Raw genomic sequence first — 19,914 nt, 5'->3', positions numbered from 1 at the left:
AACTCTGTCATTTGCGACAGAAGCCGTCCGTGCCATCCTCGAACTGACGCCGGTCTCTTGCGACCGCCCGTCAACATTGAGGCCCAATGATCTCGAACTGGCTCGCGGCAGCACTTTCCCGCCGCAACATTCACTACGGCTGGGTGATGGTCGGCGTAACCTTCCTCGCCGCGCTGATCAGCGCCGGCACGGTCGGTGCGCCCGGCGTTTTCATCGTTCCCCTGCAAAACGAGTTCGGTTGGAGCACGGCCGAGATCTCCTCCGCGCTGTCGATCCGCTTCATCCTGTTCGGGCTGATGGCACCATTCGCCGCTGCCCTGCTCAACCGCTACGGCCTGCGCAACGTCACGCTCGCCGCCCAGCTGATCGTCGTCTCGGCGCTCGTGCTCTCGCTCGGCATGACCGAGGTCTGGCAGCTCGTCGCCCTCTGGGGCGTGGTGATCGGCATCGGCACCGGCATGACCGCCTTGGTTTTGGGCGCCACCATCGCCACGCGCTGGTTCGCAGCAAGACGCGGCCTCGTCGTCGGCATCATGACGGCGAGCGTCGCCACGGGTCAGCTCGTATTCCTGCCGCTGCTCGCAAGCCTCACCGAACGGTTCGGCTGGCGCCTCGCACTCGGCTTCGTCTGCATCATGCTCGGCGTCTCGGCGCTGGCAGTCCTGCTCGCGATGCGTGACCGGCCGAGCGATGTCGGCCTGCGCCCATTCGGCGACGCAGGGACCGCGCCGCTGCCCGCTCCGCCGGCCAGTCACGGCTCGATCACCGGCGTTGCGCTCGGCACGCTGCGCGACGCCTCGAAGTCGACTGCGTTCTGGATCCTGTTTGCGACCTTCTTCGTCTGCGGCGCCTCAACCAATGGTCTCGTCCAGGTGCACCTGATCCCGATGTGCCTCGATTTCGGCATCCCGCAGGTGCAGGCGGCAAGCCTGCTTGCGGCAATGGGCATCTTCGATTTCTTCGGCACCATCATGTCGGGCTGGCTGTCAGACCGCTACGACAATCGCTGGCTCTTGTTCTGGTATTACGGCCTGCGCGGGCTGTCGCTGATCTTCCTGCCCTTCAGCGATTTCTCGTTCTACGGCTTATCGATGTTCGCGATGTTCTACGGGCTCGACTGGATCGCCACGGTTCCGCCGACCGTACGGCTCACCGCGCAGAAGTTCGGGCCCGAGCGCGCCAACCTCGTGTTCGGCTGGATCTTTGCCGGCCATCAACTCGGCGCCGGCACCGCCGCCTTCGGCGCTGGCCTGTCGCGCACCGTCTATGAGAGCTACTTGCCCGCCTTCTTCGTCGCTGGCGCGCTGTGTGTGTTCGCTTCGGTCATCGTGCTGGCACTGTCGCGGCAACCCAGGTCGAACCCGCAAGCGGCGACGGCCTAGTACCTCATCGTGATGAAGCCGAACACCGCGGCATTGCCGAGGCGAGACGCCGCGCCGTAAAAGGCGACTCGCGGCTTCGCGGCGCTGGCAGTGACGCCGAGCCCCCGCGGAATTTGAGCTATATTCCCATTAGACTCCCGGGCACAAACGTGGACAATACCCCAGCACGTCACGTGCACAGTGCACACCAAAGATGCACCAGAGGAAACACATGCCGGCTGCCTTCCCGTCGTCCCCACCCGACATTCCAGCCACTCCTTTGACCACCGAAATGCGCGATGCGTTGCGCGCGATCGTGGGCCAAAAAGGTCTCATCGAGGACGAGCACGGCAAGCAACCGTTCGTGACCGATTGGCGCGGATTGCTGGTCGGCGGAGCCGGTGCCATCGTTCGTCCCGGCAGCACCGAGGAGGTCTCCAGGGTGGTCCGGCTTTGCCACGAGCACGGCGTCGCGATCGTGCCGCAAGGCGGCAACACCGGTCTGATGGGCGGGGCGACGCCCTGGCCTGCGCACACCGGCATCGTGTTGTCGCTCGGCCGCATGAACCGCATTCTGGAGGTCGATCCGGTCGGCTATTCGATGACGGTCGAGGCCGGCTGCGTGCTGCAGACGCTTCAGGAGACAGCAAGCGCACACGACAGGTTCCTGCCGCTCAGCCTCGGTGCCCAGGGCTCGTGCATGATCGGTGGCAATCTGTCGACCAACGCCGGCGGCGTGCAGGTGCTGCGCTATGGCAACGCCCGTAATCTCGTGCTGGGGCTCGAAGTCGTGCTGCCCAATGGCGAGGTCTGGGACGGATTGCGCGCGCTCAAGAAGGACAACACCGGCTACGATCTCAAGCACCTGTTCATGGGTGCCGAAGGCACGCTGGGGATCATCACCAAGGCCGTTCTCAAGCTATGGCCTGCCCCGAAGGACGTCTGCACCGCCTGGCTGGCGGTGCGCGATCCGCGCGCGGCTCTGGAAATCCTGTCCGAAGCCCACAGCGCCTCCGAAGACAATGTCGGCTCCTGCGAGCTGATGAGCCGCTCCGCCATAGACATGGTGCTGCGCCATATCCCCGGCACTCAGGATCCGCTCAAGGCAGATACGTCATGGTACCTCCTGCTCGAATGGTCATCCGCACGCCCACGCCGGGACGGCACCGAGGGCATGTCCGAGAAGATGGAGCAGTTTCTCGCCGATCAGCTCGAGGCCGGTCGCGTGCGCGATGCAGCGATCGCACACACGGTCAGCCAGTCGCGCAAAATGTGGCGCATCCGCGAGGGTGTCGCCGAGGCCTCCCGGGCCGAGGGACCGGGACTGAGCTACGACGTATCCGTTGCGATCTCCAGGATTCCCGAGTTCATCGATCTGGGACTCAAGGCCGTGCTCGGCATTCTCCCCACCATCCGCCCCTATCCGCTCGGACATATCGGCGACGGCAATCTGCATTTTTCATTCATGGGGCCGCTCGGCATGGATCAGCAGACGCTGACCCAATACAAGGGCGTCATCACGCGGGCCGTGAACGATCTCATCACCTCCATGGGGGGCTCGATCTCGGCGGAGCACGGCATAGGCATCGACAAGCTCGACGAGCTCAGTCACTATCGCTCGAAGACCGAGCTCGACATCATGCGCACCATCAAGCGCGCGCTCGATCCGCAGAACATCATGAATCCCGGCAAGGTGCTGCGGCTGTGATCGACGCTGCGCCCGGCGCCAATCAATGGTCCAGCATGGGCGGGTCGCAAAGGTGGCGCGACCTGTCCATGGTCTTGTCGAGAGTATAGTGTCCGCCGTCCTCAAGCCATCGAACCGCCGCGCGGGTTGACGATCGTATACCCTCGCAATGAACGCGCATGGATTCGCGTCGCGCGCCCGCCCGAGTTGGCGTCATAGGCCATCCAGACGTCGCCCCCGAGGTGCTGCTCCAGGACGAAAACGTGTCCTCGTCGTGCAGCAACCATTCCTGGTGCGGGTGATGTCCGCCGAAAGCGCAGCCAATTGGCCGCAAGATTCAATTCCGGCACGATACGGCCGAACACGCGCAGAGCCGCGCCGCAGCCGCAGAAGGACGAAGGGCAACCGGCCGGACGGCCACCGATAACGCGCGCGCCGGATACACCGGAGACGGTCGCCGGCGTGGCGGCGCCCCCTGCATCAGTCACTGTCAGTTGCGTCGAGCGGTAGGCTTGTAGAGAAGACCTGGAATTGAGTGAAGATCTGGAAATCAGTGAGGACCTGGAAGTCCGCTCGTTTCGCGTTCTCGAATACGAGAAGTCGCAGGGCATGGTGACATTGCATTCAGTGGCTTGATGAATGCGATAAGGCCGGGCTTCCGAAGCGACAGAACCTAGAACAACGAAGACGCACGCAGAAAATACTCGCTTGAACATTGCAGGACTCCAAATGAGAGACCCTGCCCCGGACAACGAGAAACCAATAACAGTTTGGCTGAAATGGGCCTAAAGAGCGGCCAAAAATGGCTGGATTGCGCGACACAACCTGCAATCGTCGTCGCCTACACGTAGCGGCTGAGATGATTAACTCGCAGCGCACGAATGCCCGCCCAGCAAGTCAAGCTTGCGGCATGCAACCAAGTCCCGTCCGCAACTGGAGCGTTGCGGAGGCACTTGATTGGCCAACGTCCGGTGCGCACCCTGCCGCTCACTGCATCATCGCCGCCGCGATCTTCTCCGCGGTCATTAATACCGGAAAATTGGTGTTGGCGCATGGCACCACCGGGAAGATCGACGCGTCGACGACGCGCAGGCCCTGCACGCCCTTGACGTGGCCCTGGTTGTCGACCACTGCCATCGGATCGTCGTCCCGGCCCATGCGGCATGAGCACGAGGCATGCCACACGCCGATGGTCGCCTTGCGCACGAAAGCTTCCAGCGCCTCGTGGTCGTTCATCACCTGATCGAAGGTAAAACCCTCGACCACGAAATTGTCGATCATGTAGTGACGCAGCGCCGCCGGGCCGTCCATCAGAGCCGCGGCGATCGTGGTGAGAATTCTGTTTTTGGTATTGACCACGCCGATCTTGCGGACGCGGTCGGTGTAGGCGGCCGGGAACGGCTTGTCGGTCACCTTCCTGACGACTTCGCTCATCTGCACCGCCGCCATCTTGCGGAAACCGCTCATGAGGCGATCGAGGTCGCGCCGGTCGGACAACAAATTGAACTCGACGATCGGCTCCGCTGAGGGATCGCGCGAGGTAAGCTTGACCTGCCCGGTCTCGGAATAGGTCTTGTTGACGAAGGTAAGGAGCGAGCCGATCTGCGCGCCGACCGCGTGCCAGGCCGATTTGCTGATGACGACGACGAACATGTCGCCTTTCGGCACGCCCGGCAGCCCGGAGGAATATCGCAGCCCAAGCTGCATGTGGCGCCTGGTGTGCTCGTTCATGCGCGCGCCGCGGCGAACGAAGGACGACAGCGAGATCGAGGGATGATCCATCAGGCGCTGGCCGACGCCTTGCAGCCCCATCAGCACGGGAATGCCCAGATCCTTGAGGTGACCGACCGGGCCGATGCCGGCGCGCAAGAGATGCGCTGGCGAATGGATGGCGCCGCTGGAGAGAATGATCTCGCGACCGCGAAATTCTTGCTCCCGTCCATCGATCACAGCTTTCACGCCGACGCATTGCGTGCCCTCGAACAGCAGCTCCCGAACCTGCGTGTTGGTGGAGATCGTGAGGTTGGCGCGTTTACGGGTGTCGCGATCGAGATAGCCCATCGCGGCCGAAACGCGCTGCTCGGTTTGGTTCGAATGCGTCACCGGGAAATAGCCGTCGACGAACTCGCCGTTCTGGTCCGGCACGAACTGATGGCCGGCCTGCTGGAAGGCCGCGGCGAAGGCCTGTGAATGCCGCGTCCAGTGCTCCCTCGGGATACGGCGGACCGGGATCCTGCCGTCCTTGCCGTGGTACGGTCCGTCGAAATCGAGGTCCCGCTCGACTTTCTTGAAGAAGGGCAGCACGTCGTTCCAGCTCCAGCCCTCGGCGCCCCGCGCCTGCCATTCGTCGTAATCGGTCGGCGCGCCGCGATTGGCCATCTGACCATTGATCGACGAGCCGCCGCCGAGCACGCGCGCCTGCTCGTATTTGCGTAAAGGAGGACGTTCCTCGTTCGGATTGTTGTGGCTGACAACTTGCGTCGTGACCTTGAGTTCGGTCCAGTGGAAGCGCGGATCGAAATACGCAGTGCCCGGATAGCTGTCCCTGATCTCGGCCGGCTCGTTGCCGGGTGGTGTGTCCTGTCCGGCTTCGCACAGCAGGACCTTGCTGGCGTTTCTTGCGGAGAGCCGGTGGGCCAGCACGGACCCCGCCGAGCCGCCGCCCACGATAATGAAGTCATACACGATTGGCGCGTCCTCTCGTTTTTGCCGGGGAAGCGTAGCGCGTTCTTGTTTTGAGGTCACGCCATGGCTGCCGCGACAAGATTGTCGCGCAGTCGCGACGATGGCTGAACGTCACGGCCTGATCGAAAAGTTCTCCGGCGGCCCTGGCTTGCGCAGCGGCTCGGCGAGGCGCGCGAACTCGCACAGCAGCGACCGCGTCTTTCTGGGATCGATGATCTCCTCGATCCAGAATTTTTCGGCAGAGCGGAACGGCGAACGCAGTTTGTTGAGGCGCTCCTCGATCTCCTTCAGCTTCGCGGCCTTGTCCTCGACCGCGTCGATATCGGCGCGGTAGGCGGCTTCGATGCCGCCCTCGAGCGGGAGCGAACCCCAATAGGCGGACGGCCAGGCGTAGCGGATCGAGAAACGATCGGCGGGCTGATGCACGACGCCGGCCACGCCGAAGGCGTTGCGCAGGATCATTGTGCACCAGGGCACGGTGGTCTGGTTGACTGCGGCCATGGCGCGGACGCCGTGGCGGATGGTGGCCGCCTTCTCCGCGTCGAGGCCGATCATGAAGCCCGGGCAGTCCATGAGATAGACGATCGGCAGGTGGAAGGTCTCGGCGAAGTCGACCCAGCGCACCACCTTCTGGCAGGCATCCGCCGTCCAGGAGCCGCCATAGTGAAAACTGTCGCTGGCGAGCAGCAGCACCGCCCTACCCTCGAGCCGGGCAAGACCGACGATAACAGGCTTACCGAAGTTCTTTGCGACCTCGAAGAACGAGCCCGTGTCGACGACGGCGTCGATGATCGGGCGCATCTTATAGACCTGCTTGCGGTTGCGCGGCACCGCGTTCAGCAGCGCTTCCTCGGCGCGTTCCGGATCGTCGGTGCACGGCAAGGTCGGCGGCAGCTCGTACACCGAGGACGGCAGATAGGACAGGAAGCGCCGCGCGCAGGCAAACGCCTCCTCCTCGGTCTCGACCGCATGATCGACCGCACCGGCGCGAGTCTGGATGTCGGCGCCGCCAAGTTCTTCCTTCGAGAGGTCCTGCCCCAGCGCCTTCACCACCGGTGGGCCCGCAACGAACATCGCGGACTTTCGGGTCATGATGGAATAGTGGCTGGCGGCGAGACGCGCAGCACCGAGCCCCGCGACCGACCCGAGGCCGAGCGCGACGACCGGTACGCGCGACAAATTCTCCGTCGTGAAGCGATACCACCGCGTGCCACCGATGCCGCCCGGCAGATTGGCCGCGCCCTTGGTCTCGATGGTCTTGACCGAGCCGCCGCCGCCGGAGCCTTCGATGATGCGGATAATGGGCAGCCGGAAGTCGTGCGCCATTTCCTCCGCCATCAGCGGCTTGGCCGAGATCGACGCGTCCGCCGAGCCGCCGCGCACCGTGAAATCGTCGCCGACCACGACCACGGTGCGGCCGTCGACGCGTGCGCGACCGAACACGCAGTTCGCCGGCGTCAGCTTCTGCAACTCGCCGCTGGAATCGTACTCACCGATGCCGGAGACCGCACCGATTTCGTGAAAGCTGCCTTTGTCGATCAGTCCGCCGATTCGCTCCCGAACAGTCAGCCGGCCCTGGTCATGCTGTCGCTTGACCTTGTCAACGCCGCCCATCTCCCGCGCGAAGGCTTCGCGCCGGGCTAGCTCGTCGAGTTCCGGCTTCCAGTTCATTCACTCCCTCCGAGTTGATCGGCTTGTTCTTGTTATGCACGGCTATGGCGACCGGTCTACGCGAGATACGGTTGTTGAAGGCATCGCCCTCCGCGCCTTCCATCAGGCTGCCGAGCGAGCGGCCGAGCGCGAGCATCAACGGGGCGACTTCGTCATGCAGCCGTTGCTCGTCATACATTGCGGCCAAAAGACCGATCGTGACGACCACGAAGGTCTGATACTGCGGCGACCAGATCGGCACAGCGAGTCCGTTGATGTGCGGGCTCCAGAGGCCGCAGGCTACGACATAGCCGCGCTCGCGCAGCGATTGCCGGTTGGCCTCGATGCGGGGTTTGAGAATCTTCGCAGCCTCGGGCGCTTCCCGCTCCATGTCCGCAATGAAGGTGTCGCCCATCTCGGGCGCGAGCGCCGCAGTGTAGGCCGCGCCCGCGGCGGTCGAAGCCATCGAGATGCGGCTGCCGGTGCCCTCGTGCAGGCCGAGTGCGGTCGCTGAGCGCGCGAACTGGAGATAGACGAGATGGAAACGATCGGGAACGACGAAGCCGACCGTGCCCGGAACCTGCTCGGCGACTTCCTGAAGCCGCTGGCGGATCATGCTGCGCAGCTGCGCGCCCTTCATCATCGAAGCGCTCATCGCCACCGCGCTCGGGCCGATGCGATACTTCTGGTCGCGCGGCAGATACACAAGCTGACCCATGCGGGTCAGCGTGTGCGTGAGCCGCGACACCGTCGAGCGCGGCAGGCCGCAGCGATTTGAAATCTCGAGATTGCCGAGCCTGCTATCGTGGCCCTCGAAGCATCGCAGCACGTCGAACGCGCGCGATACCACCTGGATGACATCACCCTCACCGGCATCGCCGGCGAGCGCACCTTGCCTACTCAACCGCTCCGAACGTCGTCCCATGATCCCTACCGTTTGTTCCGCTGTGCGGAATTAAATTCCACTTGCAGACGACGCTACCTCAGGCATTTTGCGACGACAACAAAAAGGCGATGGCATGCCAGAAATTAAAATCGTTACCGAAGTCGCGGGCCGTGTCTGCGCGACTCCCGTGCAAGTTGGAGGAACCGTCGCGGATGGCGATGACGTTGTGGTGGTCGAAGCCATGAAGATGGAGATACCGGTGCCATCGCCCGCGAGCGGCACGATCACATCGCTGCTGGTGAAGCTCGACGACGTCGTTGCCGAGGGACAGGCGATCGCGATTGTCGCGAGCTGACTGCATAATCCGTCACTTCCGCGACAATCTGTCAGTCTCATTGCGGCATTCGCGAGACGGCGTTGCCATCGCCTGATCCCGGTGACATGATCCGATTCAAGCAAAAAGTTTCTTCGCGGCAAACGCGAGGATGAAGGAGGGAAACATGCTTCGTGGGCTGCTCGTGCTCGCGCCTGCCTTGGTGGCGGGCATTTCTTTTGCGTCTACACGCTATGCGTTCGCCGAGGACATCAAGCTGCCGGCGACATTGACGTTCACCGCCTATGACACCGGCACTGCCGGCTTCAACATAGCAGTCGGCGTCGGCAAGATGATGAAGGACAAATACGGCACCGACGTGCGCGTGCTCCCCGCCGGCAACGACGTCGCCCGCCTCGCGCCGCTCCGCGCCAAGCGTGCGGCCTCCGCGGCGATGGGATCTGGCACCTATTTCGCGCAGGAAGGCGTATTCGAGTTCGGATCGAAGGAATGGGGACCGCAGCCGCTCCAGATCCTGCTCTCAACCGTCGACTGCAATTGCGGCTCGCTCGCCGTCGCCGCCGACACCGGCGTGAAGGAGCTGAAAGATCTCAGGGGCAAGCGTGTCGGCTTCGTCGTCGGCTCGCCGGCGCTGAACCAGAACTCGCTCGCAGTGCTCGCCTTCGCGGGGCTGACGCAGAAGGATGTCAAGGTGGTCGAGTTCGCCAGCTACGGCGCGATGTGGAAAGGCCTGATCAACAACGACGTCGATGCTGCCTTTGGCACCACCATCACCGGTCCTGCCAAGGAAGCCGAGACTTCGCCGCGCGGGCTGATCTGGCCGCCGCTCCCCGCCAAGGACAAGGAGGGCTGGGCGCGGATGCAGAAGGTCGGCTCGTTCTTCTTCCCGCAGCTTGCGACCTGCGGCGCCGGCATCTCGCCGGACAAGCCGGTCGAGCTCGGCAACTATCCCTATCCGATCTTCGTCGCCTATGCCTCGCAACCGGCCGATCAGGTCTATGCGATCACGAAGACGATGATCGTGAACTACGACGCCTACAAGGATTCCGCGCCGGGCGCCGGCGGGCTTGCCGCCGACCGGCAAACCAAGAACTGGGTGGTGCCGGTGCATCCCGGCGCGGTGAAGGCGCTGAAGGAAGCCGGACAGTGGACCGACGCGCAGGAAGCGCACAATAACAAGCTGATCAACCGGCAAGAGGTGCTTGGCGCAGCGTGGGCGGAGTACGGCAAATCCAATCCGCCATCGGATGACAAGGCGTTCCTCGACGGCTGGATGAAGGCCCGCGCCGCTGCGCTCGCTAAGGCCGACATGCCGAACGGCTTCGAGGATTAGAACAGGATCATGTCTTCTACTTCAGTCTCCACCGGCCCGCAGGACGAGGCCAAGCGGATCGTGTTCGACGATCCGCACGGCGCCGCCGCCAACATGCAGGAGGCGGAGGTCACGCGCGTGCGCACGTTGCGCGGCGCCTGGCGCTGGACGTTGGTGGTCGCGACGGCGGCAACCATCCTGCTCTGCATCAACCAGCAATTCTCGCTGCGCTTCTTCGTCGGCTACACCCAGCTCAACACCGAATACTTCTATCTTCTGATAGCGTTGATGCTGCCGTTCACCTTCTTGATCTTCCCTGGGACTGAACGCGCGCCGCTCGACCGGATTCCCTGGTACGATCTCGTCTTGTTCGTCGCGACCTTCGCGGCGGCGCTGATGCTAATGTCGAACGTACGCAAGGCGGCTGAGGCCGGCTGGGAGTTCGGCGGCGCGCCTAACGGCGTGATCGCGGCGGGCCTCGTGATGTGGGTGATGCTGATGGAGGCGCTGCGCCGCACCGGCGGCTGGAGCCTGCTGCTGAGCGTCCTGCCCTTCACCGTCTATCCGCTGTTCGCCGAGGCCGGCTGGCTCGGCCCGTTCCGCGGCACACAATCGACGCTCGAGCAAGCAACCGCCTACCACGTGCTCTCCGGCGAGAGCCTGCTCGGCATTCCCATTCAGGCTTTCGCCGACACCGTGATCGGCTTCCTGGTGTTCGGCACGGCGCTGATGATGACGGGGGCCGGAAAGTTCTTCATCAATCTCGCCTTCGCACTGTGCGGCACCTTCCGCGGCGGGGCGGCGAAAGTCTGCATCTTTGCCAGCGGCCTCCTCGGCATGATGTCGGGCTCCATCATCTCCAACGTGCTCACCGCCGGCACCATGACCATTCCTGTCATGAAGAAGAGCGGTTTTCGCGCGTCCTATGCCGGTGCGATCGAGGCCTGCGCCTCGACCGGCGCGGTGCTGGCGCCGCCGGTAATGGGCGCGACCGCCTTCGTGATCGCGCAGTTCCTTAATGTCAGCTACGCCGATGTCGCGATCGCCGCGATCATTCCGGCGACGCTCTACTACATCGGCCTGTTCATGCAGGTCGACGCCTACGCCGCGCGCCACGGGCTGAAGGGGATTCCGCGCGCCGAGCTGCCCCGCATCATGGATACGATCAGGGAGGGCTGGTATTACGTCTTCGTCATCGCACTTTTGATCGTGATGCTGCTCTACTTCAAGCGCGAGAGCCACGCGCCGTTTTACGCCACCGCGCTACTGCTGGTGCTCAACCAATTCTTCTCCAAGGACACGCGCTGGACGTTTGCGACCATCGGCAAGTTCCTCGAGATCAACGGCCGCACCTTCGTCGAGCTGGTCGGCATCCTCGCCGGCTGCGGCCTGCTGATCGGCGCGTTCTCGATGACCGGTGTGGTGTCGAGCCTTGCCAACGACCTCCTGCACATTGCCGGCGACAATGCTTTCCTGCTGCTCGGCATGTGCGCGCTCACCAGCCTGATCCTCGGCCTCGGCCTGACGACGACGGCCTGCTACATCTTCCTCGCCATCCTGGTCGCGCCCGCGCTGGAGAAGCTCGGGCTCAATCGCATGGCCGTGCACATGTTCATCTTCTATTGGGGCATGCTGTCGTCGATCACGCCGCCGGTCGCCATCGCCTCGTTCGCGGCCGCAGGCATCGCCGGCTCGCCGGCGATGAAGACCGGGTGGGAATCGATGTGGGTCGGCAGCATCATTTACTTCATCCCCTTCTTCTTCGTGCTCAATCCGGCGCTGGTGCTGCAAGGGCCAAGCCCATACCTCGCCGGCCTCGGCCTGATGGGGCTTGCCGCGTTCGGCACGCTGTTCATCTGCGGCGGCATCCAGGGCTACCAGCCCTTCGTCGGCGACCTTCGCGGCGCCGGCGCGCTGGAATGGCCGATCCGTGTCCTGCTGGTGATCGGCGGCTTCGTGGTCGCGACGCCCGGCGGCGGGATCATGCCGCTGTCGCAGATGCAGGTGACGCTGCTTGGCCTTGCGATCCTCGTGCCCACGACTTTGCTCGCGCTTCTCCTGGTTCGCCGGCATACCATCGTGCCGGACGGGTTGCGCGCGCCCTGATTGCGTTGCACAAGTGAGGCGATGAAGCCGCACTCGCCCGCCGCCTCCGCCTGGACCCGCTCGAAACCGCCCTTGCTGCGGTTTCTGAACAATTGCCTCAACGAATTCTCTGCCGACACCTCAGGCAGCGTTGCCGACTACATCCCCGAGCTGGGCAAGGCCGACCCTGCCCATTTCGGCATCAGCCTCGCGACGCTGGACGGGCATGTCTACGAAGTCGGCGACAGCCGGGTGCCCTTCACCATCCAGTCGATGTCAAAACCGTTCGTGTTCGCGCTGGCGCTGGACCTTTTGGGAGCAGGCAAGGTCGAAAGCGCGATCGGCGTCGAACCTTCCGGCGATCCCTTCAACTCGATCCGGCTCAATTCGGAGAACCATCCGTTCAACCCGATGGTCAATGCCGGCGCAATCGCCTGCACGGGGCTGATCTACGACAGCAAGGGCGCGGGCGCTTTCGAGCAGATCCGCCTTGCGCTCAGCCGTTTCGCCGGACGCGATCTCGCTCTCGATGAGGCCGTCTATGCTTCGGAAAGCCAGACCGGCGACCGCAACCGGGCCATCGGCTACCTCCTCAAGACCAACGCCGTGATCTCCGACAACGTCGCGGCCGTGCTCGACGTCTATTTCCGGCAATGCGCCGTTCTGGTCACGGCGCGCGACATCGCGGTGATGGCGGCCACGCTCGCCAATCGCGGCATCAATCCGGTCACCGGCGAGCAGGTGCTGACGCCCTACGCAATCTCGCGTACGCTCTCCGTGATGACCTCCTCGGGCATGTACGATTATGCCGGCGAATGGATCTACCGGATCGGCATTCCCGCCAAAAGCGGTGTCGGCGGCGGCATCCTCGCCGCACTCCCTGCCCGGCTCGGCCTCGGCAGCTATTCGCCCAAGCTCGACAAGCACGGCAACAGCGTGCGCGGCATCAAGGTTTGCGAGGCGCTGTCCTCGCATTACGATCTGCACATGCTCAACCGCAGCGACGACGCACGCAACGCCGTCATCGCTGATTACGACATCGGCAGGAGCCCGTCGCGACGCGTGCGCCGGCCCCAGGAGCGCGAGATTCTTTCCGCGCATGAGCAGGAGGTGCGGGTCATCGAGCTGGTCGGAACACTGTCGCTGTCGGCCGTCGACTACGTCTCGCGCCGGCTTGCAGGCCGTCCGCGGCCGCAATTCGTGATCTTCGATCTGCATCGCGTCCCCTCCACTACGCGCGCCGGAGCGCGGCTAATCGCCGAAACGTTCGAAGAGCTCGCCGCACTCAACGTCACGGTGGTGCTGTCGGGCGTCAGGCGCGCCTCCAAGGAATGGGACAGCTTGCGGGAATGGACGGCGGAGCTGAAGAACGTCCGCGACTTCTACCTGCTCGACACCGCGATCGAATGGGCCGAAGACCAGATCGTCTACCGCTATGGCGGCTCGATCGACTTCCACGAGACCACCGAGCTTACCGAGCAGCCGCTGCTCGCGGGGCTGAGCGAGGACGAGCTGAGCGATCTCGCCGCAATCTGCACCGTCAGGACTTATCCGTCCGGCGCCAAAATCGTCACGACCGGCGATCCCGCCGATGCCGTGTTCTTCCTCCGCAGCGGCGCGGTCCACGTCACGCTGCCCGATGGCGTCAGGCTGGCAACGCTCACCGCAGGCATGGCCTTTGGTGAGATGGCGCTGCTGGAAGCAACGCGGTCCGCCGACGTATTCGCCGACATGGCGGCGACCGCGTTCGAGGTGGCCTTGAAGGATTTCGAGCGCTTCCGCGAGCAGCACCCGCACGCCAGCGAGCGCATCATGCGCAATCTGGCGCAGCTATTGGCCGACCGCCTGATCGTGGCGAACGCGAAGGTGGATATTTTGACGTCGACGTAGCGCTGGGCGCGGTTCTTCACCTCTCCGCGACGGGGAGAGGTGATCCGAACCGGCTCAGCGGCTCGCGGCCTCGCTTAGGCGCCGGTTGATCCTGGCTGCGCTCGCCTTGAGCACGTCGGATGGCTGCTGGCCTGTGGCCGCACACAGGCAAGCCCAGTAGTAGACGACATCGCCGAGTTCATCGACGAGACCCGCCTGATCCAGCCAGCCGTCGCGGAGCAGCTTCTTGATGTGATCGGCGACCTCGCCGGCTTCGCCGGCAAGGCCGAGGCCGAGATAGGACAGCCGCTCGTTGGACGGATGCTCTTCGACTTTCCCAATGCGCGCGGCCCAAGCCGCATATTCATCGATCGTCATCGGCATCCCTCGCCGCTCCTAAGGATCAGCCCACCACTTCCGTGACCGGCTGAAGATCGATCTCGAAGGTTTCCAAAAACTTTGATGTCATGATGTAGAAGCCGACCGAGAGCTGGAGCTCGATCAGCGCGGCCGGTGTCAGCTTCGACGCGATCGCCTTGAAGGTCGCGTCCGTCGGTTTGTTCGATTTCACGATCTCGTCGGTGAACGCGAGCGCGGCGCGCTGCACCTCGTTGAAGCAACTCGCGGCCTGCCAATTCTCAAGCGCCTCGTTCTGCTCGTCGGTGACCCCGACATTCTTGCCGATGCGCTTGTGCGCTACGATCTCGTAGGGCGCCTCGCACAGAATGCCGGTGCGTGTGATTGCAAGCTCGCGCACCACCGGATCGAGCTCACCTTTGTGGCGGATGGCGCCTCCCAAGCGGCAATACTGCTCGAAATAGCTCGGTGAGTGCGCCATCATGCGGAAAATGTTGGCGTTGCGATTCTTGTCGAGGATTTCGCGGGTGCGGTCGGAGGCCTTGGACGGGTCGCTGTAATTGATGCGGGCCATGATTTTCCTGAAGTCTTCTCGGAGATTTTGATGCTTTTTGTCGTTGCCGGCGAGAGCTCCCCGAAACTCTATTCTTGCGCTGACGCAGGAGCAACATCATCGAGTCAAATTGCCGCCGCATTGCTGATCAACCTTGACACAGTCGATATTCGCCGCGTGGGGACAGATCGCGGCGGATACTCGTAAGTGGGGTGTTCCGAGTAAAACAATTGGCCGTCGGGTGCGCAAGCCGCGCAACGATGAGTCACGCCCAAGTCTAGGGAGAAAAAGGCATGAAGGAAGCCACCAAGGGGGCGGCCTCGGGAGCGCTCGCGCATATGCTGGCCGTGACGGCCATGCTCGTCATCGCCAGCATCTTGTTCTACGGGCGTTAGAGCATGATCCGGAAAATTGTAGCGGTTTTCCCTCGCGACAAGCGCGGAACGCGTTTTCGCGGAGATCATGCTCAAACAATAACCTAAGGCGCGATGACGATTTATCCTAATCTCATCGCGCTTTAGTTGGAGGTTTAGAGTTTTCGTCATTCCGGGGTGGCGCCTCGCACAGCGCCAGGCCCAGAATCCCGTTCCAGGCCCGGTCCTTTGGACCGCCCCCGAATGACGAATCCCGCTTCTCTCTCACGCCTCTTTGGTGAAGAACGGCACGAGCTTTCCGGCAAAGAGCCTGAAGCTCGCGGTGACAGAATCGCCGATGGCCAGCCCGGTCTCGCCGTGCGCCATCAGGCGAAAACCCTCATCGCAATCGACCAGCAGGATGTTGTAGGGCACGTGCGCGCGCGTCTCCGGCGTCGCAGCGCGGCAGACCAGCGAGATCGCGTAGACCCTGCCCTTGCCGCTGGCGCGCTCTTCGTGCGGATCGGACACGCCGCAAGCGGCGCAGAAGGCGCGGTGGAAATACTGCACATGGCGGCAGGCGGCGCAGGTTTGATAGGTGATAGCCTGTTCGCCCTTGGTCCAATCGCCCAGACGCTCGCTCATCGCACCCGCTCCAGGAACATGCTTACATGGGACGACAGCACGCCGCCGTCGCCGTGCAAGAGCGCGATTGAGGCATCGCGCACCTGCCGATTCGCCGCCCGTCCCGTCATCTGCAGATGCGTCTCGACCAGATGCGCCATGGCGCCCCCGACGCCGCAATGGCCATAGCTGAGCAGGCCGCCATGGGTGTTCAGCGGCATCGCGCCATCACGGTTGAAATGGCCTGATCGTACACGGGCCGCAGCCTCGCCGCGGCCGGCGAGGCCGAGGTCCTCCAGCAGCATCGCGAGCGTGATCGTAAAGCTGTCGTAGATGGCGGCGTAGCGCACGTCCGAGATCGCAAGGCCCGTCGCCTCCTTGGCGCGCGCGATCGATATTTCCGCGCCGAGTTCGCTGAGGCCGGGTGCGGCCGTGACATGCTGATGGGTGTGGGCCTGCGCGCAGCCACGGATGCGCACGCCCGCCTCCCCGGTCCGCTCGCCGCTAACGATGAATGCAGCGCCGCCGTCGGACACCGGACAGCAGTCGAGCAGCTTCAGCGGCATCGCCACCGGTTTCGAGGCCATAACGTCGGCGACCGTGATGGGATCATGGAATTGCGCGCCAGGATGGGTGCACGCATGCTTACGCATCAGCACCGCGAACTCGGCGAGATCCTCTTCGGTCACGCTGTATTCGTGCATATAGCGGGTGGCGACCAGCCCATAATAGGCGGGAATGGTCGGGCCAAGCGGCACCTCGTAATCGGGATGGCCGACCTGCGCCAGCGCCTGGATCGAGGCGTCGCGGCTCTGGCCCGTAAGGCGGTTCTCGCCGGCGACCACGAGCACGTGGCGCGCGAGGCCCGCCTCGACGAGGTGATGTGCGAGCATCGTCATCGCGAGACCCGTGGCGCCGCCAACCTGAACGGCGTGGGCGTAAGCGGGGCGGATGCCAAAATGCTCGGCGAAGACGGTCGCTAGCATGATGTGCGGCGAGACGGTGGAGTAGCCGCAGAGGATGCCGTCGATCTCGGCGCGCTTCAGCCCGGCATCGTCGAGCGCAGCTTGCGCAGCCTTGCTCATCAGGTCGAGCGAGGATGCACCTTCGTGCTTGCCGTAAGGCGTGAGGCCGACGCCGGTGATGAAGCTCATGGGTCTCACTTTTCCTCTTCGTTATTCCGGGGCGATCCGAAGGGCCGAACCCGGAATCTCGAGGATCCGGGTTCTCGCTTCGCGAGCCCCGGAATGACGGATGAGAGAGCCGTGGTCATCGTCGTTTCCCTACTCCGGCGCCGATCCGGTGACGCCATCGCGGATCATGGCAGCGATCTCGTCGGCGGAATAACCGATCTCGCGCAAAATTTCCGCGCCATGCTCGTTGAGCCGCGGCGCGAGCCGAACCGGCACCGCCTCGGTCTCCGACCAGGTGGCCGTCACCTTCATGCTGCGGATCGGCCCCTCGGTCGGATGGTTCACGACCGGGAAGAAATTCGTCGCTTCCAGATGTGGATCGTGCAGGATCGATGCGAGGTCGTGCATCGGCATCACCGGCACGTCGGCCTTGGTCAGCAGGTCGATCCATTCGGCCGTGCTGCGCGTCTCAAAAATGCGCGCGAGCTCGGCATAGACGACGTCGATATTGGCAGCGCGGCCGGCGAAGGTTGCGAATTTAGGATCGGCGCGTAGATCGGCGCGCCCCGTCGCGTCAAAGAAGTTCTCCCACTGCTTGTCGTTGTAGACGATGACGCTGAGATAGCCGTCTGAAGTCTTGTAAGGCCTACGGTCGCGCGAGAGATGGCGGGCGTAGCCGCCCTTGTCGAGCGGCGGCTCATAGGTGAGCCCGCCCATGTGATCGCCCATGACGAACCCGGCCATGGTTTCAAACATCGGGATGTCAACGCGCTGGCCGCGGCCGGTGCGGTCGCGATGCACGAGGCTGGCGCAGATCGCGCCCACCGCGGTGAGGCCGACGATGCGATCGACCAGCGCGTTGGGCACGTAGCGCGGGACGCCGTCGCCGGTCTGCGCCATCAGCGCCGGCAGCCCGGTCGCTCCCTGAATCAGATCGTCATAGGCGGGTTTTGCGGCATAGGGCCCGTCCTGGCCGAAGCCGAAAACGCCGGCATAGACGAGACGTGGATTGATCTCGGAAACGACATCGTAGCCGAGCTGAAGCCGCGCCATCGCCTGCGGCCGGACATTGTAGACGAGAACGTCGGCGCCCCGAAGCAACCGCAGCACGGCATCGCGCCCCGCAGGCTTCTTCAGATCGAGGCAGATCGAGCGCTTGCTGCGGTTGGTGTTGAGGAACACCGGGCCCATGCCGGCGTGCCGCATCGGGCCGATCAGCCGGGTGACGTCCCCGTCGAGCGATTCCACCTTGACGACGTCGGCGCCGTAGTCGCCGAGCATCTGGGTTGCATAAGGCCCCATCAGCACGGTGGTCATGTCGATGACCTTGATGCCCTTCAGCGGCCCCATCGCTTGCTCCCCATTGCCCAGGGCTCAAACGCCCTGCGATGTCGGTTCAGCTAACGGCAGCGCCGTCGCTCGCGCAAGGGCAACCGGCGTATGGCGGCATGCATCCGCGGCGATATCGCCCGCTATTTTTTCTGGCGGGATTCGCGGATCTTGATGAGACGGTCGAGTTCGTCGTTCTGCTGATTGATGCGGTCGGCGATCCGCGACTCGTTCTGCTCACCCGAGGCGGCAGCGGCCTGCTCGATGAGCTGGCGGATATTGTCCTCGAGGATCGCGATGCGATGGTTCAGTGCGTCCATCGACAGCGAGTCTTCGTAGTCATTGCTCATGATGCATTTCCCGCAAAGTCAATCAGGAGCCGTAGGGTGGGCAAAGCGTAGCATGCCCACCATCATCTAGCGCAAGAAAGCAGGTGGGCGTAGGCGCCTTTGCCCACCTTCAGAACTGAGCTTACTTCAACGGCTCCAGCACGGAAACGTAATTGGCGACCGCCGCACCGCCCATGTTGAAGATCCCGCCGAGTTTTGGGTTCTTGAGCTGCATGCCCTCGGGCGCCTGTCCCGCGAGCTGCATCGCGGTCATTACATGCATGGAGACGCCGGTGGCCCCGATCGGATGGCCCTTGGCCTTCAGGCCGCCGGACGGATTGACCGGCAGCTTGCCGTCCTTCAGCGTCCAGCCCTCCTTGATCGCGCGAGCACCCTGCCCCTTCGGCGTCAGGCCCATCGCTTCGTACTCGATCAGCTCGGCGACCGTGAAACAGTCATGAGTCTCGACGAAGGAGAGATCGGAGAGCGTCACGCCCGCCTTTTCCAACGCGCGCTGCCAGGCGACGGTGCAGCCCTCGAACTGGAGGATGTCGCGCTTGCTCATCGGCAGGAAGTCCTGGGCGTGAGCGGTGGCGCGGAAGCCGATCGACTTGCTCATGGTCTTGGCGGTCTCGGCATCGGCCAGCACCAGCGCGGCGGCGCCGTCGGAGACCAGCGAGCAGTCGGTGCGCTTCAGGGGACCGGCGACATAGGGGTTCTTCTCGCTCTCGGCGCGGCAGAAGTCGAAGCCAAAATCCTTGCGCATCTGGGCGAAGGGGTTGGCGACGCCGTTCTTGTGGTTCTTGGCCGCGATCAGCGCCAGCGCATCCGACTGGTCGCCGTATGTCTGGAAATAGGAGCTGGCAATCTTGCCGAACACGCCGGCGAAGCCGCCGACCGTGTCGCCGTCCTCGGGCAGGTAAGACGCCTTGAGCAGGTTCTTGCCGATCTCGGGCCCCGGCGTGCGCGTCATCTGCTCGACGCCGACGACCAGCACGATCTTGGCGGCGCCTGCGGCAATCGCGCGCAAGGCCTGGTGCACGGCGGCCGAGCCGGTTGCGCAGGCGTTCTCGACGCGGGTCGCCGGCTTGAAGCGCAGCTTCGGGTCGGCCTGGAGCACCAGCGAGGCGGTGAAATCCTGCGGCGAGAAGCCGGCGTTGAAATGGCCGAGCACGATCTCGTCGACATCGCCAGCCGAAATGCCGGCATCCGCCAGCGCCTCGTTGGCGACGCGCGTGACGAGGCTTTCAACGGTTTCGGTATCGAACTTGCCGAACGGCGTATGCGCCCATCCGACGATGCTGGCGGTCATGGTCATTTCTCCCTGGGGCCTCTTCCTGAGCTAAGTCTTAGCCCAGGGATAGCAA

General features: G+C 63.8%; 17 protein-coding genes. 6 read left to right on the top strand and 11 right to left on the bottom strand.

The genetic code is table 11. The annotated features are described in order from the left end of the window. The first annotated feature begins 86 nt into the window (after positions 1–86). Positions 87–1,382 (top strand): MFS transporter, encoded by a 1,296-nt coding sequence (locus tag IVA92_RS25845; protein WP_247276936.1) that lies wholly within the window; start codon positions 87–89, stop codon positions 1,380–1,382. Positions 1,383–1,593: 211 nt separating this feature from the next. Continuing rightward, positions 1,594–3,069 carry an FAD-binding oxidoreductase gene (locus tag IVA92_RS25840; protein ID WP_247276935.1) on the top strand — a complete coding sequence of 492 codons (1,476 nt, stop codon included), beginning with the start codon at positions 1,594–1,596 and terminating at the stop codon, positions 3,067–3,069. A gap of 101 nt (positions 3,070–3,170) precedes the next feature. On the opposite strand, the gene IVA92_RS25835 is transcribed toward IVA92_RS25840, so the two are convergent. The 4 genes from IVA92_RS25835 to IVA92_RS25820 form a co-directional block, all read right to left on the bottom strand. After that, on the bottom strand, positions 3,171–3,764 hold the full coding sequence (locus tag IVA92_RS25835; protein ID WP_247276934.1) for a hypothetical protein: 594 nt from the start codon (positions 3,762–3,764) through the stop codon (positions 3,171–3,173). A 271-nt stretch (positions 3,765–4,035) separates the two neighbouring features. Next, a complete protein-coding gene (locus tag IVA92_RS25830; protein WP_247276933.1) occupies positions 4,036–5,733 on the bottom strand; it encodes a GMC oxidoreductase in 1,698 nt (565 codons plus the stop codon). Positions 5,734–5,844: 111 nt separating this feature from the next. After that, a complete protein-coding gene (locus IVA92_RS25825; RefSeq protein ID WP_247276932.1) occupies positions 5,845–7,404 on the bottom strand; it encodes a carboxyl transferase domain-containing protein in 1,560 nt (519 codons plus the stop codon). Then, complete coding sequence (locus IVA92_RS25820; protein ID WP_247276931.1) at positions 7,334–8,308, bottom strand: helix-turn-helix domain-containing protein; 975 nt, start codon at positions 8,306–8,308, stop codon at positions 7,334–7,336. Before IVA92_RS25820 ends, IVA92_RS25825 begins: the two co-directional genes overlap by 71 nt. 94 nt (positions 8,309–8,402) lie before the next feature. Between IVA92_RS25820 and IVA92_RS25815 the strand changes: the two genes are divergently transcribed. From IVA92_RS25815 to glsA, 4 genes are all read left to right on the top strand, one after another. After that, a complete protein-coding gene (locus IVA92_RS25815; RefSeq protein ID WP_247276930.1) occupies positions 8,403–8,624 on the top strand; it encodes a biotin/lipoyl-containing protein in 222 nt (73 codons plus the stop codon). A gap of 145 nt (positions 8,625–8,769) precedes the next feature. After that, a complete protein-coding gene (locus IVA92_RS25810; protein WP_247276929.1) occupies positions 8,770–9,936 on the top strand; it encodes a TAXI family TRAP transporter solute-binding subunit in 1,167 nt (388 codons plus the stop codon). A gap of 9 nt (positions 9,937–9,945) precedes the next feature. Then, positions 9,946–12,021: a TRAP transporter permease gene (locus tag IVA92_RS25805; protein ID WP_247276928.1), complete on the top strand. Its 2,076-nt coding sequence runs from the start codon at positions 9,946–9,948 to the stop codon at positions 12,019–12,021. A 21-nt stretch (positions 12,022–12,042) separates the two neighbouring features. Then, positions 12,043–13,890 carry a glutaminase A gene (glsA, locus tag IVA92_RS25800; protein ID WP_247276927.1) on the top strand — a complete coding sequence of 616 codons (1,848 nt, stop codon included), beginning with the start codon at positions 12,043–12,045 and terminating at the stop codon, positions 13,888–13,890. A 54-nt stretch (positions 13,891–13,944) separates the two neighbouring features. Here the strand turns inward: glsA and IVA92_RS25795 are convergent, their stop codons facing one another. From IVA92_RS25795 to IVA92_RS25765, 7 genes are all read right to left on the bottom strand, one after another. After that, positions 13,945–14,247 carry a nucleoside triphosphate pyrophosphohydrolase family protein gene (locus IVA92_RS25795; protein WP_247276979.1) on the bottom strand — a complete coding sequence of 101 codons (303 nt, stop codon included), beginning with the start codon at positions 14,245–14,247 and terminating at the stop codon, positions 13,945–13,947. Positions 14,248–14,272: 25 nt separating this feature from the next. After that, entirely contained in the window at positions 14,273–14,800 is a 528-nt protein-coding gene (locus tag IVA92_RS25790) for a carboxymuconolactone decarboxylase family protein (protein ID WP_247276926.1), read from the bottom strand. 617 nt (positions 14,801–15,417) lie between these two features. After that, positions 15,418–15,777, bottom strand: coding sequence for an OB-fold domain-containing protein (locus tag IVA92_RS25785; protein ID WP_247276925.1), 360 nt, complete (start codon positions 15,775–15,777; stop codon positions 15,418–15,420). Next, entirely contained in the window at positions 15,774–16,910 is a 1,137-nt protein-coding gene (locus IVA92_RS25780) for a thiolase family protein (protein WP_247276924.1), read from the bottom strand. The genes IVA92_RS25785 and IVA92_RS25780 overlap by 4 nt, the downstream gene beginning before the upstream one ends. Before the next feature lie 129 nt (positions 16,911–17,039). Next, the gene (locus tag IVA92_RS25775) at positions 17,040–18,239 is read right to left on the bottom strand and encodes a CoA transferase (protein ID WP_247276923.1); all 1,200 of its coding nucleotides are present in this window, start codon (positions 18,237–18,239) and stop codon (positions 17,040–17,042) included. Positions 18,240–18,361: 122 nt separating this feature from the next. Continuing rightward, on the bottom strand, positions 18,362–18,568 hold the full coding sequence (locus IVA92_RS25770) for a hypothetical protein (RefSeq protein WP_247276922.1): 207 nt from the start codon (positions 18,566–18,568) through the stop codon (positions 18,362–18,364). Between the two features lie 121 nt (positions 18,569–18,689). After that, entirely contained in the window at positions 18,690–19,859 is a 1,170-nt protein-coding gene (locus IVA92_RS25765) for an acetyl-CoA acetyltransferase (protein ID WP_247276921.1), read from the bottom strand. Positions 19,860–19,914 lie beyond the last annotated feature (55 nt).

The sequence above is a fragment of the Bradyrhizobium sp. 154 genome, from assembly GCF_023073875.1.
Lineage (GTDB): Bacteria > Pseudomonadota > Alphaproteobacteria > Rhizobiales > Xanthobacteraceae > Bradyrhizobium.
This window is presented reverse-complemented; position numbering and strand designations above follow the sequence as displayed.

Bases quoted from the DNA above. Each gene is read 5' to 3' on its own strand.
- IVA92_RS25845 (WP_247276936.1), top strand. From the start codon at position 87: ATGATCTCGAACTGGCTCGCGGCAGCACTTTCCCGCCGCAACATTCAC.
- IVA92_RS25840 (WP_247276935.1), top strand. From the start codon at position 1,594: ATGCCGGCTGCCTTCCCGTCGTCCCCACCCGACATTCCAGCCACTCCT.
- IVA92_RS25835 (WP_247276934.1), bottom strand. From the start codon at position 3,764: ATGTTCAAGCGAGTATTTTCTGCGTGCGTCTTCGTTGTTCTAGGTTCT.
- IVA92_RS25825 (WP_247276932.1), bottom strand. From the start codon at position 7,404: ATGAACTGGAAGCCGGAACTCGACGAGCTAGCCCGGCGCGAAGCCTTC.
- IVA92_RS25820 (WP_247276931.1), bottom strand. From the start codon at position 8,308: ATGGGACGACGTTCGGAGCGGTTGAGTAGGCAAGGTGCGCTCGCCGGC.
- IVA92_RS25815 (WP_247276930.1), top strand. From the start codon at position 8,403: ATGCCAGAAATTAAAATCGTTACCGAAGTCGCGGGCCGTGTCTGCGCG.
- IVA92_RS25810 (WP_247276929.1), top strand. From the start codon at position 8,770: ATGCTTCGTGGGCTGCTCGTGCTCGCGCCTGCCTTGGTGGCGGGCATT.
- IVA92_RS25805 (WP_247276928.1), top strand. From the start codon at position 9,946: ATGTCTTCTACTTCAGTCTCCACCGGCCCGCAGGACGAGGCCAAGCGG.
- glsA (WP_247276927.1), top strand. From the start codon at position 12,043: ATGAAGCCGCACTCGCCCGCCGCCTCCGCCTGGACCCGCTCGAAACCG.
- IVA92_RS25795 (WP_247276979.1), bottom strand. From the start codon at position 14,247: ATGACGATCGATGAATATGCGGCTTGGGCCGCGCGCATTGGGAAAGTC.
- IVA92_RS25790 (WP_247276926.1), bottom strand. From the start codon at position 14,800: ATGGCCCGCATCAATTACAGCGACCCGTCCAAGGCCTCCGACCGCACC.
- IVA92_RS25785 (WP_247276925.1), bottom strand. From the start codon at position 15,777: ATGAGCGAGCGTCTGGGCGATTGGACCAAGGGCGAACAGGCTATCACC.
- IVA92_RS25780 (WP_247276924.1), bottom strand. From the start codon at position 16,910: ATGAGCTTCATCACCGGCGTCGGCCTCACGCCTTACGGCAAGCACGAA.
- IVA92_RS25775 (WP_247276923.1), bottom strand. From the start codon at position 18,239: ATGGGGCCGCTGAAGGGCATCAAGGTCATCGACATGACCACCGTGCTG.
- IVA92_RS25770 (WP_247276922.1), bottom strand. From the start codon at position 18,568: ATGAGCAATGACTACGAAGACTCGCTGTCGATGGACGCACTGAACCAT.
- IVA92_RS25765 (WP_247276921.1), bottom strand. From the start codon at position 19,859: ATGACCGCCAGCATCGTCGGATGGGCGCATACGCCGTTCGGCAAGTTC.